13 protein-coding genes are annotated in these 14,163 nt (G+C 43.6%); all 13 read left to right on the forward strand.

The annotated features are described in order from the left end of the window. Nucleotides 1–832, forward strand: an 832-nt coding sequence (locus F7734_RS37790) for an anhydro-N-acetylmuramic acid kinase (RefSeq protein ID WP_155749591.1), incomplete at its 5' end; no start/stop codon positions are given. Between the two features lie 556 nt (nt 833–1,388). After that, nucleotides 1,389–1,967, forward strand: coding sequence for a DUF4255 domain-containing protein (locus tag F7734_RS37795; protein ID WP_155749592.1), 579 nt, complete (start codon nt 1,389–1,391; stop codon nt 1,965–1,967). Nucleotides 1,968–2,081: 114 nt separating this feature from the next. Continuing rightward, a complete protein-coding gene (locus tag F7734_RS37800) occupies nt 2,082–3,281 on the forward strand; it encodes a hypothetical protein (RefSeq protein WP_155749593.1) in 1,200 nt (399 codons plus the stop codon). A 17-nt stretch (nt 3,282–3,298) separates the two neighbouring features. Further along, complete coding sequence (locus F7734_RS37805; RefSeq protein WP_155749594.1) at nt 3,299–4,759, forward strand: phage tail sheath family protein; 1,461 nt, start codon at nt 3,299–3,301, stop codon at nt 4,757–4,759. 153 nt (nt 4,760–4,912) lie between these two features. Further along, complete coding sequence (locus F7734_RS37810; RefSeq protein WP_155749595.1) at nt 4,913–5,344, forward strand: phage tail protein; 432 nt, start codon at nt 4,913–4,915, stop codon at nt 5,342–5,344. A 19-nt stretch (nt 5,345–5,363) separates the two neighbouring features. Then, nucleotides 5,364–5,840 (forward strand): phage tail protein, encoded by a 477-nt coding sequence (locus F7734_RS37815; protein WP_155749596.1) that lies wholly within the window; start codon nt 5,364–5,366, stop codon nt 5,838–5,840. A 40-nt stretch (nt 5,841–5,880) separates the two neighbouring features. Next, a complete protein-coding gene (locus tag F7734_RS61090; RefSeq protein WP_166482403.1) occupies nt 5,881–6,054 on the forward strand; it encodes a DUF5908 family protein in 174 nt (57 codons plus the stop codon). A 3-nt stretch (nt 6,055–6,057) separates the two neighbouring features. After that, nucleotides 6,058–6,759 (forward strand): LysM peptidoglycan-binding domain-containing protein, encoded by a 702-nt coding sequence (locus F7734_RS37820; RefSeq protein WP_155749597.1) that lies wholly within the window; start codon nt 6,058–6,060, stop codon nt 6,757–6,759. Continuing rightward, entirely contained in the window at nt 6,756–8,525 is a 1,770-nt protein-coding gene (gene vgrG, locus F7734_RS37825; RefSeq protein WP_155749598.1) for a type VI secretion system tip protein VgrG, read from the forward strand. The genes F7734_RS37820 and vgrG overlap by 4 nt, the downstream gene beginning before the upstream one ends. Before the next feature lie 442 nt (nt 8,526–8,967). After that, nucleotides 8,968–9,270, forward strand: a complete 303-nt coding sequence (locus tag F7734_RS37830) for a PAAR domain-containing protein (protein ID WP_155749599.1) — start codon at nt 8,968–8,970, stop codon at nt 9,268–9,270. Nucleotide 9,271: 1 nt separating this feature from the next. Then, nucleotides 9,272–9,790 (forward strand): GPW/gp25 family protein, encoded by a 519-nt coding sequence (locus tag F7734_RS37835; protein WP_155749600.1) that lies wholly within the window; start codon nt 9,272–9,274, stop codon nt 9,788–9,790. A gap of 63 nt (nt 9,791–9,853) precedes the next feature. Then, nucleotides 9,854–13,522 (forward strand): baseplate J/gp47 family protein, encoded by a 3,669-nt coding sequence (locus F7734_RS37840; RefSeq protein WP_155749601.1) that lies wholly within the window; start codon nt 9,854–9,856, stop codon nt 13,520–13,522. A gap of 150 nt (nt 13,523–13,672) precedes the next feature. Further along, the gene (locus tag F7734_RS37845) at nt 13,673–14,119 is read left to right on the forward strand and encodes a carbohydrate-binding protein (protein WP_155749602.1); all 447 of its coding nucleotides are present in this window, start codon (nt 13,673–13,675) and stop codon (nt 14,117–14,119) included. Nucleotides 14,120–14,163 lie beyond the last annotated feature (44 nt).

The following is a 14,163-nucleotide window of genomic DNA, read 5'->3' on the forward strand; positions in this document are numbered from 1 at the left end:
ATCCCCTACCCCCTACCCCCTCCTTGGTTACAGTTTGCAACTAGGACGTGGTGCGGTAGTTGCTCATCTTACAGGGATGACAACTATCAGTAATTTTCGTGCAGCCGATATTGCTGTGGGTGGTCAGGGTGCTCCTTTAGTTCCTCGTGTAGATGCAGCCTTACTCAGCGATCTCAACGAAGGACGTTGTATTCAAAATATCGGCGGTATTGGGAATGTGGCTTATATACCGCCTCGTCGTGACAGCAATTGGTTGGAAAAACTTCGCGGTTGGGATACAGGACCGGGCAATAGTCTTTTAGATTTAGCAGTAGAGCATTTATCCTCTGGGACAAAAACCTATGATGAAAATGGTGCTTGGGCTGCAAGTGGCAATCCTTGCCATCCTTTGGTAGAACAATGGCTCAGTCAAGATTACTTTCATCTACCACCTCCCAAATCCACAGGTCGAGAATTATTTGGAGTTTCCTACCTTCAAAATTGCTTGCAAGACGCTGAAGTTTATCAACTCAGTCCTGCTGATATATTGGCGACTCTGACAGAACTGACAGCAGCTTCCATTGTTCACAGCTACCGTTCTTTTTTACCACAACTGCCACAAAGAGTACTATTGTGTGGGGGTGGTAGCCGCAATCTTTATTTAAAAGCTCGGATACAGCACCTATTAGCCTCAGTACCAGTCATGACAACAGACGATGTGGGATTGAATGCTGATTTTAAAGAAGCGATCGCATTTGCTATTTTAGCTTACTGGCGATACATGGGAACCCCTGGAAACTTACCAACAGCTACAGGCGCACGTCAAGAAGTGCTTTTGGGAGAAGTTTTCTGATAAGTCATTGGTAAGTCGTTATCTAACAATGTTTTGACAAAAACTAAATATATTTCAGCATCTACGATTTTACTTCATTCCACAACTTCATGTCTTTGAAATCACCCTCTCTATACCTGATTTTTAAATATCTACCCTTGAAAGACCTCCATATTTGGTGATACAAATGCCCCGGTAGGGGCGCAAAGCCGCCGTGCCCCTACGACCAATGTATATGTATCATACATTTCATTGGTATCAGTAACCTTGACCTTCATATTTCTTGAAAGCAGTCGTAAATATTGCGATTAATAGCATTTCTTTAAGAATTCGCAAGATTTTAAGCAAAAATCGTCAGCTTCGTAAATAATGAGGATCGTTTAAAACATTATTGTTGATTGTGCTAAAGATTCCTTCCTGCTATTAAGAAATTCTTGTCAGATTTTAGTGACTTGTATGAGAAACTAAAAAAGTTTGGTAGCCATTCAACTCTGTAATTAAACGAAAGATTTGGGTGTTTCTACGGCTGGGACTCCTTATAGGCTGTGTTGAGTTGACGTAAATTTTTGGTTAGCTTATGATATTCGATGCAATGAGACTGATACAGGTTGCTTTGCAGCGCTACATTCTTGAATTTGAACCAGAACTTGGTCCAGGTCAAGTTGTGATCGTTGAAAATATTGCGATGGCTGAAGAACTCGGCGGTCAAAGCAATCAAATCAATGGTCATGTAGTGATGAGCTTAGTTAATCTTCAAGAGGAAACAACTCTAAAAAATAACGCTCATTATCGCTCGGAAAACGGTCGAACAATTTATCAAAATCCTCCAGTTAACCTCAACTTATTTATCCTCTTTTCCGCGCTACACAACCAGTACGAAACAGCCTTAAGGCTGCTTTCACGGGTGGTGGAATTTTTTCAGTGGCAAAAAGAACTGACCTTAACCACAGTACCTGGCATCGGAGGTGTATCGCGAGATTTAAGAATATTAACAGACCTTTACAGTCTCACCTTTGAGCAACTCAACCATCTATGGGGAGCATTAGGTGGCAAACAAGTACCCTTTGTTCTCTATCGTGCTCGCATTGTCGCTCTAGAAGCACAAAAACGCCAAGCGGAAGGAAACGTGATTACTGAAATTTATATTAATGAGTAATCAAACTGACTGGTTAAGGTCGTCATTAGCAATTAGCCATTAGCAATTAGCCATTAGCCATTAGCAATTAGCCATTAGCCATCTCTCATACTCCTCACTTCGTACTCCCTTCCAATGAAGATTCTCTATAAGAAAATTCTGAACTTGGAATTGTGGCATGATTTTTACCTGGGACAGCCCGATCCTCCCGGAGTATTACCTGCCAATTATGATATTTCCCGCACCCTAGAATTAGTTCCTACTCAAGAGTGTAGGCGACTACTGGCGAATTTACGCTGGGTGTTTCGTCCGCAACTGTATGGTGCGAGTATTTTTGCCAATGTCAACGTCGCTGCATCGGGAGAATTTTTTACAGTTGTCCCAGTGGATCGACCTTATAGATTGACATTTTGGTTAGTGGTGCGCGATCGCTACTTCGCCAATTTTACCAATTTGCCACTGACAGGCAACCGTCAACAAATTTATTATTTTTCCAACCTCTTTGACAATCAAGGACACGCCCTATTTCTAACAAGACCTTTGTCTGCTTACACAGCTAACACAGAATATCAGGTTGGGGAATTAGTGACTCAAGCAGGTAGAACTCTAGAAGCTTTCATCTATCAGGCTAATGCTAGCGATTCCCCCAACCCCAATGAGTGGGATACCTTCCCTGCTACTGAGTATGTCTCTCAACGCGATCGCTTGCCAATACAAAAAACTTACCGCACTCAAGTTATTGCCAATGCCAATCCTGGTGAGACCTATCGCTTTACTTTAATAGATAGCAATGAGCAAGAATCTTGGGCTGTGGATGAGACCGTTCCCGATACTCACAATCTTGGTGAGCCATTCAGTGTTAGCATCAGCTTTGCGGGACAAAGACCAGGACACTATCAATTACTAGAAAATAACACCCAAGTAGCGGAATTTGTGCTAGTGGATAATAGCGTTCCTGAAGCATGTGCCTTAGTAGAAATTTTGCTCAATTCTAACTTAGTGCCGTCCAACTTCTCTTTATTACAATCTAGTGCTGGAAAGACTTTCATCCAACCAAAAACATATATCATTCGATTCAAGAACCGTGCAACTCGTTGGCGCTATCGCTATGAACGACCGCATGGTTGTAACGCCGAAAATTTGCCCAATGACTTTAACTTGATTGATGCACGCACCTACGCCACCATTCGTCCTATCGGTTTGCGCCAGCGATCTGATAGTCTACTCAATGATTGTAAAGATCGACCTTTACCCAGCCCCAACGCTGCATTAATTCAACCAGAAACTGACGAAAGTCAAAGAGTCACTAGTATTTTTTCTGATATTTATTTGTAATTTAATCCACAAGAAATATGCCAAGTACATACAAAACTCCAGGCGTCTATATCGAAGAAATCTCCAAATTTCCTCCTTCCATTGCTCAGGTAGAAACTGCCATTCCCGCCTTTATTGGCTATACCCAGATAGCTAAAATAGGGGCTGAGGATTTTCACAAAGACCCAGCAAACCCAGTCATTCGTCCCATCCGTATTACATCCTTACTAGAGTATGAAGGTTTTTTTGGCAAAGCGTTGGACGAAACTACAATCACAGTCACCGTCATCGATACAGACACCGATACAAAAGTGACTGCGGTGATAGCGAGCCCTTCACCGCATAACATGTACTATTCTCTACAGGCATATTTTGCCAATGGTGGCGGTCCCTGCTACATTGTTTCTGTCGGTAAAATGACAGAGAATGGAACCCTAGACCAGACAAAATTGCTATCGGGATTAGAATCCCTCAAGAAAGAAGATGAGATCACATTGATTGTCTTTCCTGAAAGTTTGGGTTTGGTCAAGACAGAGAATCTCAGTAATGACGATACAGCAGCCGAAAACTATGCCGGGTATAAAGAGCTCTATGATGCAGCCTTAGCACAATGCGCTGACCTACAAGACCGTTTTGTCGTTATGGATGCTTTCCTCGATCCACCAGGAGTGAGCATTACAAATGCTGTAAAAGCATTCCGCAATAGTGGAATTGGTATTAATAATCTCAAATACGGTGCAGCCTATGGCCCAAGACTAGCAACTATTTTTAATTATTCAACCAACAACGAAGAAGCGGTGAAAGTTGTCCTCGCCAATGGTACTGAGACTAACATGAAGGCAATCAATCCCGAAAAAACTCCAGACACAACCGATGGTCAACTTTACCCTCGTGTCAAACGTGCGGTTGAAGACATTCCGGTGATTCTACCAGCAGCGCCAATAGTCGTAGGTATCTACGCCTCAGTAGATAACAGCCGTGGCGTTTGGAAAGCACCCGCCAATGTTAGCTTGAATTCGGTGATTCAACCGACTATCAAAATCACAAATGAGGAACAAGATAGTCTCAATGTTCATACGACTGGTAAATCTATCAACGCCATTCGCGCCTTCACAGGTAAAGGAACCCTCATATGGGGTGCTCGTACCTTGGCGGGAAATGACAACGAGTGGCGTTATGTCTCCGTTCGCCGCTTCTTCAACATGGCTGAAGAATCCATTAAAAAAGGTAGCGAGCCATTTGTCTTTGAGCCGAATGATGCCAACACCTGGACTAAAGTGAAAGCCATGATTGAAAATTTTCTCACACTGCAATGGCGAGCGGGAGCCTTAGCGGGAGCCAAACCTGCACAAGCTTTCTACGTCAAAATCGGACTCAACGAAACCATGACCGCCCTCGATATCCTCGAAGGTCGGATGATCGTAGAAATTGGCATGGCTGTAGTCCGTCCAGCAGAATTCATCATCTTAAAATTCTCCCACAAAATGCAGGAAAGCTAATTTTGGAAGTTGAGGAACGAAACCTAACACTTTGCAGAATTTGTTGGGTTTCGTTCCTCAACCCAACCTACTTATCAATCAACTTCTTAGCGTCTTAGCGCCTTTGCGTGAGTTAAATCATAATTCATCAATCAACCGACGAACCTAATCATCATGCCAGAGTATCCTTTACCAAAGTTTCATTTCCAAGTCGAGTGGGGTGGTTCTCGCCTGGGATTCACCGAAGTTTCTGGTTTAGACGTAGAAACCGAAGCGATCGAGTACCGCGAAGGTAATTTGCCCCAGTATCACAAACTCAAGATGCCAGGAATGCAAAAATTTAGCAACATTACGATGAAGCGAGGTACATTCCAAGGCGACAACGATTTTTTCAGTTGGTGGAATACTGTAGCATTAAACACTATTGAGCGACGAGATTTAACGATTAGTCTGCTCAACGAACAGCATGAGCCAGTTGTTGTTTGGAAAGTCAATCGCGCTTGGCCAACAAAAGTACAATCAACCGACCTCAAAGGTGACGGTAATGAAGTGGCGATCGAATCAATTGAGATTGCTCACGAAGGATTGACTATTGAAAATGGCTAAGAAGATTGTTAGGTGAATTATGATTCGTACCTATCCACCAGTTAGTTTCTTTTTTGAAGTTGTTTTTCAAGGCGAAAATCTTGACAAGGAGGTGGTCGAAACCCGCTTTCAGAGCGTCACCGGGCTGAGTGTTGATATGCAGACAGAAACCCTCAAAGAAGGCGGCGAAAATCGCTTCGAGCATATTTTACCAGTGCGGACTAAATATGAACCACTTGTGTTGAAGCGGGGCTTGGTAACAGATTCCAAGATGGTGAAGTGGTGTATGGATGCCATTCTCAACTTTGATATCCGTCCGATGAATTTGCTCGTGCGGCTGTTACACGTCAAGCGTGACGACCCAAATCAACCACCAGAAGCGATCGCACCCCTAATGACTTGGAAGGTAATTAATGCTTGGCCAAAGAAGTGGTCAGTTTCCGAATTCAACGCCGAACAGAACGCGATCGCGATCGAATCTGTGGAATTAAACTACAGCTACTTTGAAACTCTATAACCAGTGACCAGTGACCAGTGACCAACTTGAGGATTAACTTATGCCATTGGAAATTAGAGAATTAGTGATTAAAGCTTCTGTCAATGAGGGGGGAAACACTCAAAGTACCAGTGAAAAAAACTTAGGTGGCATCGGTGCAAGTGACCAATCTGCAATAATTGCAGCTTGCGTGGAACAGGTATTAACCATCCTCAAAGAAAAATTAGAAAGGTAAAATATGGCACTCACTAAAGTGAAGCTGCAGGTATATACAGACAAAGCCTTTCGGGATAAGTTAGGGGAATTTGAGCTACCGATTAATCCGGAGCAATTTTCTCAATCTTTTAAGGTGGAATACAATCGCCAACAAGCCCAAGGCTCTCAGCGCAACGATCCGGAATTCAAATTTACTCACCCCGAAGAACTGAAGTTGGATTTCACTTTTGATGGGACTGGTGTGGTTGCTGTCAATAACAAACCAGGGGAATTTCATAAAGATGTCACGGGACAGGTGCAGACATTCCTCGATTTGGTCTACAACATGAACAGTGAGACCCACAAACCGAATTTTCTGCGCCTGCTTTGGGGAGAGTTTTCTTTTGGAGAAAGAAATGGTTTTGATTGCGTGTTGACCGATCTCCAAATTAATTACACCCTCTTCGATCCAACTGGTAAACCCCTCCGCGCTAAACTCAGTGCGACCTTTTCCGCTTATGTGGAACAAGGTCGCCGCGTGCGAGAAGAAGGTAAAGAATCTCCTGATGTTACCCATCGACGAAAGGTGACGGCGGGTGATACCTTACCTTTGATGACCCATCGAATTTATGGCGATCCCACCTATTACCTGCAAATTGCCAAAGTCAACGGTTTAATTAACTTCCGCCGATTGGCTGCTAATACCGATCTGCGATTTCCCCCACTGGAAAAAACCCAATTATGAGCGATCGCATCATCCCCAAAGATTCTAACTATGATGTTGCTACCTGCAAACTCCTGTCTGACGGTAAAGACATTACCAATGAGTACACGCTGCTGTCAATTACAGTGAGTCAGATTGTTAACCGCGTACCTACAGCGCGAATCGTATTGCGTGACGGTGCGACGGCGGATGAGACTTTTGCTGCTAGTCAGGGGAGTGACTTGATTCCGGGTAAACAAGTGGAAATTGCAATTGGTTACGACGGTAGAGACCGTAAGATTTTTCAAGGACTGATTATCAAACACTCACTGAAAGTCTGTGCTAATGGCGACTCTATGCTGACTCTCGATTGCAAGGGGATGGCGACAAAACTCACCGTCGGTCGTCATAGCCGCTATTTTGTCAATACGACAGATAGTAATGCGATCGCCGAAATTATTAACCAAAATAATTTATCAGCAGAGACGGAAGCTACCCAGGTGCAACATCCGGAAATTGTCCAGTACCGCGCCACTGATTGGGATTTCATTTTGTCTCGCGCTGAAATGAATGGCAAAATTGTTCTGGCTGAAGACAACAAAATCAAAGTTAAAGCTCCTACTACAAGCGGTAGTCCTTTAATCAGCCTCACTTACGGTGCGAATCTCCTTGAGTTGGAAGCAGCGATGGATGCTCGCAGTCAATACAACGCGGTGACAGCAAAGTCTTGGAGTTATACCGATGGGGTATTAATCTCTGCTGAAGGTCAAGAACCTACCATCAGCAGACAAGGGAATTTATCGGGAAAGCAGTTAGCCAACGTAATTAACTTGAGTACCTTGGAACTCCGTCACGGTGGTTTTGTCAGCCAACCGGAACTCAAGGCTTGGGCGGATGCTCAGATGCTCAAAAGTCGATTGGCAAAAATTCAAGGGCGAGTGAAAACCAAGGGCTATCCCGATGCAAAACCTGACGTACTGGTAGAGTTAAAAGGAGTCGGCGATCGCTTCAACGGCTTGGCTTATGTTTCTGGGGTTCGTCACGAGATGGTAGGTGGCGCGTGGTTCACCCACATGCAACTGGGACTGGTACCCGAATGGTTTTATCAAGAAGCTGAGATTCTAGAAAAACCAGCTGCGGGACTGGTTCCTGGAGTCAATGGTTTGCAAATTGGTGTGGTGGTGCAATTGCAAGGAGATCCCAACGGTGAAGACCGCATCCTAGTCAAAATCCCAATTATCGATTCCCAAGCAGATGGAACTTGGGCGAGGATCGCCACCCTAGATGCTGGGAATAATCGCGGTTCTTTCTTTCGTCCCGAAATTGGGGATGAAGTGATAGTCGGTTTTCTCAACGACGATCCCCGCGATCCGGTCGTGTTGGGGATGCTGAATAGTAGCAGCAAACCTGCCCCCCTACCAACTACGGATGACAACCATCGCAAAGGGTTTTTCTCTCGTTCTCAGATGCAGATTAGTTTTGATGATGAAAAGAAAATAATTACCCTACAAACTCCAGGAGGAAATAAGATCGCTATCTCTGATGAAGATAAGGGAATCAATTTAACCGACCAAAATGGCAATACCTTTGTGATGAGCGATCGCGGTATGACCGTGAAAAGTTCTAAAGATATTAGCATAGAAGCCACCGGAAAACTCACTCTCAAAGCCAATAGCGATATCAACATCCAGGGTTTGAATGTGAGTATCACAGCTAACGGTCAATTTAAAGCTCAAGGGACTGCTGGGGCGGAAGTTTCTAGCAGTGCGACTGCTATTCTTAAGGGATCTTTAGTCCTAATTAATTAAGAAAGTAGCGTTGAGGTTCGTAGTAGCGCTTCAGCGCATGCAACTACAAACGATTGGGGTGATGTTTAATTCGTTACGAACTTGTCTCAAATTTACCCCACCCTAGCCCAGACCGATGGATTGGGGAGAGAACTAGATTTTCTGTTTCCCCCTTTATAAGGGGGGATTAAGGGGGGTAAATCCAAGTTGTGTACACCACCATAGATTCAAAAGGAGGCTATGCGTAAGTCCTGAGACTGTTGGATGAAATTACTCCTATCCCGCAAAGGAGATTACCTAATTAATTGAACCGCAGAGGGCGCAGAGGACACAGAGGAAAGAGGAGGAGAAGATCGGTAATCTTATGGCGGAAAGGAAGTAAGTCCAAGCAAGTTTTTATCAATCCCAAATCCCAAATTCCAAATCCAAAATCCAAAATCCAAAATCCAAAATTGTATCACTTATGGGAAAACCCGCCGCTCGCATCAATGATATGCACGTTTGTCCTATGCAGACCCCTGGGGTTCCAACTGTTCCTCACGTTGGCGGACCGATTCTTGGTCCGGGTACACCCACTGTCTTGATTGGTGGTTTATCGGCGGCTGTTATTGGTGATAGCTGTGTCTGTGTTGGACCACCAGATACTATCGTTGTCGGTTCTACTACCGTCTTGATTGGTGGTAAACCTGCTGCTCGTCTCGGAGATACAACAGCCCATGGTGGCTCGATAGTTTTGGGATTGTTCACTGTACTTATTGGAGACTGATATGGAGGAAGACAGCAAAGCTTATTTAGGTACTGGTTGGGGTTTTCCTCCAACATTTGACCAAAAAGCTAGAAGTGTCCGGCTTGTTAGTGCGGAAACGGACATCTGTGAGAGTTTGCAAATTCTTCTATCTACTAGCTTTGGCGAACGCGTTATGCAACCAAATTACGGTTGTAACTTACAAGATTTACTCTTTGAAAGTCTTACCCCTACCGTAACTAGCAGCATTAAAGAACTGGTACGCACTGCTATTTTATATTATGAGCCGCGTGTCCGTCTTAAAAAAATCGATATTAAACAAGGATTAGAAAATTTGTTACCGGATACTGCACAAGATTTCATACAGAATCTTCGCCAACAGGAGGAAGAACGCTCTCAAGGTTTCTTACAAATTATTGTAGATTGCATCATCATCAGCACCAATTCTCGCTTCAACTTTGTCTATCCCTTCTACCTCCAAGAAGGTAGCAGCACTTTAGTATCAAGTGCTCCAGGAATAGCCATTGTAGTTAATAGTTAATACTCAATAGTCACCAGTCACCGCTCCTCGGTCACTGGTCACTGGTCACTGGTCACTGGTCTTATGAGCAACAAGCGCGAACTACCGAAAAATCCACTAACCCGTGATGGGGTGAGCCAGCGTCAACGCCCGGTTTCAGCTTTGTCGCCTAATTCTATTCAGGTGGATGAACGTGACTTGGCAGACTTTTTAGTCTTTGCACATCGTCTGAGCGAACAGGTTATTTATTATAATTCTGATAGTCAGGCTGATGGTAACTGGCAAAACTTTTTCGAGGGCAATACACCTATCCAAATTGCTTTAATTAGTAAAACTCGCCCTCAAATTATTAAAGACCAATATACCCAAAAACTAGCAGCATTTCTGGACGATCGCACTCCTGCTCGTCTCACCCAAGTCTTACAATCTTGGAAAGATATCTTGACAAAAATTAAGTTTTGGTATAAAGGCTTAGAACCATACACTCCCTTGAAATCGGCGATCGCAGGTTTGGTTAAGACCAACCTAAGACAACCTTTGGTTCGGATGCAAGCCTTTGAGTTGGGTTATGGAGCAATAGATGGGCAATTCTATGAGGAATTTACCAAAGTATTTGAATTAAAGATAGATGCGCCCGTGATGGGCGATCGCACTCCATTGACGGCTACACCTAAAGAAGCGCGTTCCGAACTGGATGCAGTGTTTCAGGTGTTGTTGCAAACTTACCGTCAGATTGTTCAGCAAGCACCGAGTTACTTACAATCGAGTCTGCGCGATCGCCAAGACCATCAGCCACACCTCGCCCTTTACTTGGCTTTTTTGGAGGTGCTGCGACCCGCTCGCGATGACTTGAATCGTCTCACCCAGCGCCATCTAGACTTTTTCTACCGTCAAGTTTTGTTGCTGCGCGATCGCCCGTCTCAAGCTGATAGCGCTCACCTACTATTTGAATTAGCTAAAACTCAAACGGAATACAAGCTACCTACAGCGACGCGATTCACCGCCGGGAAAGATGCTACCGGGGTGGAATTATTTTACCAACTGGATGCTGAAGTTGTTATTCATAAAGCTCAAATTGCTAGCCTCAAAGGTTTGTTTCTTGATTCTCTGGAAAGGAAAAACGCCGCCGCTCCGAAAAATCTTTTGGGTTTGCATGTCTCACCAATAGCAAATTCTTTAGATGGGAAAGGTGGAAAATTTCCTAAAGAACAAATTGTTAAAACATGGTTACCTTTTGGAAGTAGCGATCGCGATGATGCTTCTCTTGGACTGGCGATCGCTTCTGATGTGCTGCTCTTACAAGAAGGGCGGCGTGTTATCCAATTGAAGTTATCTTTGAGTGGCTTTTTTACACCCATACCTGTTAACCAGCTACATCAGGTATTTACGGTTTATCTAAGTGGCGAGAAGGAATGGATAACCCCAGATATCCTACCATCAACTCAAACGGCTAGCAACGGTCAACAAACCCGATGGGATGGAACTGATTTGTATTTGGTGGTCGAACTAGCTCCTGATGTGGCTCCTATCTTACCTTATCGCCCAGATGCGCCAATTCCTTACGACCCGAAACAGCCGAATCTACCTCTACAACTAGAGCGACCAATGCCTGTGGTTCGGCTAGAATTGAACAATCGGGTGTTAGTCGATGGGCGATCGCCTTACCATTATTTTCGAGATGCTGAAATTCACGATATCACTGTACAAACCCATGTGGATAAGGTACGGAATCTGGTATTGCAAAATGATTTCGGCGTGCTGAATCCCGCTACACCTTTTGAACCGTTTGGTCGCCAACCGAAAGACAAAGCTAATCTTTACATTGGTTCGCAGGAAGTTTTGCAGAAGAATTTGACCGATTTGACAATTTCCCTGGAATTGGCGACACCAAAACCGAGCAATTGGCAAGATATTTATGCGGCTTATGATATTAAAAATAACTTTCAACCTGGTAGATTTACTATTCATGCTCTGCGGCAAAAAATCTGGCATCCGGTAGTAGGCGGCTTGACGGCTAGTTTGTTTGATAGTTCTGGGATTTCCCTGACAGATAAATTAGCCAGTTTACACCTCAATTCTTTTGATACTCCTGAACCCGTTGAGACATGGACTCCTCAAAGTAAAACTGGTTTTTTGCGGCTGCAATTATTGGGGAGTTTCCTGCATGAGAAATATCCTACAGTCTTGGCTAGACAGGTGCTAGCTGCAGCAACCAATCAGACAGTATGGGTTGAGGGTGAACAAAAACGACAAGCTGTTATCGGTGCTTATTACCGCATCTCAGATGACGAACCGTTTCGAGCTAACACCTATTATGTAGAACTTAATGCGGAACCGATTCTTCCTCCAGAACCATATCTACCAGTCATTAACTCGCTGTCTCTAAGCTATACCGCCCAAGCAGAGAAGGATAATTGCACGTTATTTCACCTCCATCCCTTTGGTGGGTTTGAACGGTTGGAGTTGAGTAAAAAACCGGATTTTTTACCTCATTTTACCCAGGAAGGGGAATTATTGATTGGGGTGCAGAATCTCGACCCACCTACGGCTTTACCGCTACTGTTTCAGGTTGCAGAAGAGACGGCGGATACAAGTTTACGGCGGGAGGAACAATATAAATTACAATGGTACTACTTGAAAGATAATACTTGGGAATCTTTAGGCGATCGCATTGTCAGTGATGCTACCAATGGATTAATAACTTCCGGTATTATTAATTTAGAGATTCCTGCAGATATTAGTCGCAATCAAACGACCATTCTCGACCCGAATCTTTACTGGCTAAAAGTGAGTATTTTAGCTCGCAGTCGGACTGTGTGCGAAATTATCGGCGTACACACTCAAGCTGCTCGCGTCACCTTCACCGACTCAGGTAACGACCCCAACCGTTTGGCTGTTCCCCTACCACCAGGAACAATTAGCAAGTTAGCTTCACCGCAACCAGAAATTAAAAAAATCGAGCAACCTTACGCTTCTTTTGGTGGGCGAGTCAAAGAACAACCAGAGCATTTTTATACTCGTATCAGCGAACACCTCCGCCATAAAGGACGGGCTGTATCTATCTTTGACTACGAAAGATTGGTATTAGAAAAGTTTCCTCAAATTTACAAAGTTCGCTGTATTAATCACGGTCAATTTGTTGACAGTCCAGAACAGTTATATGAATTAGCGCCCGGTTCTGTAACTTTAGCTGTGATTCCCGATTTATCACAACGCAGTACGACTAACGATTTAGAACCGAAAATTAACATTAATTTACTACAAGAAATTGAGAAATATTTAGCAAGTTTAAGTTCTCCTTGGGTAATGATAAAAGTGGTAAATCCTCAGTATGAGAGGATTCAGGTAGAAATGCAAGTGAAATTCAAATCTCCCTACGATAGTAACTTTGGCTATTATCAGAGGGAATTGCAGCAAGCGATTATCGGTTTTCTTACCCCTTGGACTGTGGATACGGGTGCAGATATTAATTTTGGTGGCAAAGTTTATCGATCTTCTATTCTGAAATTTGTTGAGGAACAATATTATGTTGATTATATAATAAATTTCAAAATGCACCTCGACACGCAACAAGATATTCGAGAAGCGATCGCTAGTACTGCGCGATCGGTCTTGACTTCAGTTTCCCTGCAAACTAACGGTCAAAATCACGTGATTCAGGAATTTGAAGAAATGGCGATCGTTTCTGGTAATTCTTCACTTGCATCTGGTGTTCTTGGTTTTGAATCATTGGATGATTTGGAGTTGGGTTAGGAAAAATAATCCCTCGCCAGGGAGATTATCTAATTAAATGAACCGCAGAGGCGCAGAGGACACAGAGGAAAGAGGAGAAGAAGAGTGATGGTTATCTTATGGCGGGAGTGAAGTAATTTGTGTACTTAATGTTGTCATGGGATTTTAAGTATGAATTTGAGGAAACGTAACGAACTAAAAAGTTTATTTAGAAATAAAAGTCGCTTATCAGAAACTTATTTTGCTGAGTTGATTGACTCGATGCTAAATAAGCGGGATGACCAATTTCATGGGATTTGGAAGCCGGGACAAACTTATCAAAAAGGAGATGTGGTTTACTACGATTGCGCCCTTTGGGAAATGCAAAGTGATAATGAAATTTGTGCTAAGGAGGAGCAACCACCAGGTGTTAGTTCTGATTGGAAGTCTTTGCTGAAGGAATTAGAGCAAAAAGTGGATAAGCTTCAGCATGAGTTGGAAAGGCTTTGTAAAGAGTTTACTGAATATCAAAAGGAAATGGAAGGGCGGTTGCGGAATTTAGCTCGGTTTATTCCTTTGTTGTTTATTGGGTTAGCAATCGAATTTTTCTGGTTGTTAGGTCAGTCTAGCATTCAGTGACCAGTAATCAGTGACCAGTGACTAGTAACAACTAACAACTAACA

Source organism: Scytonema sp. UIC 10036, from assembly GCF_009725235.1.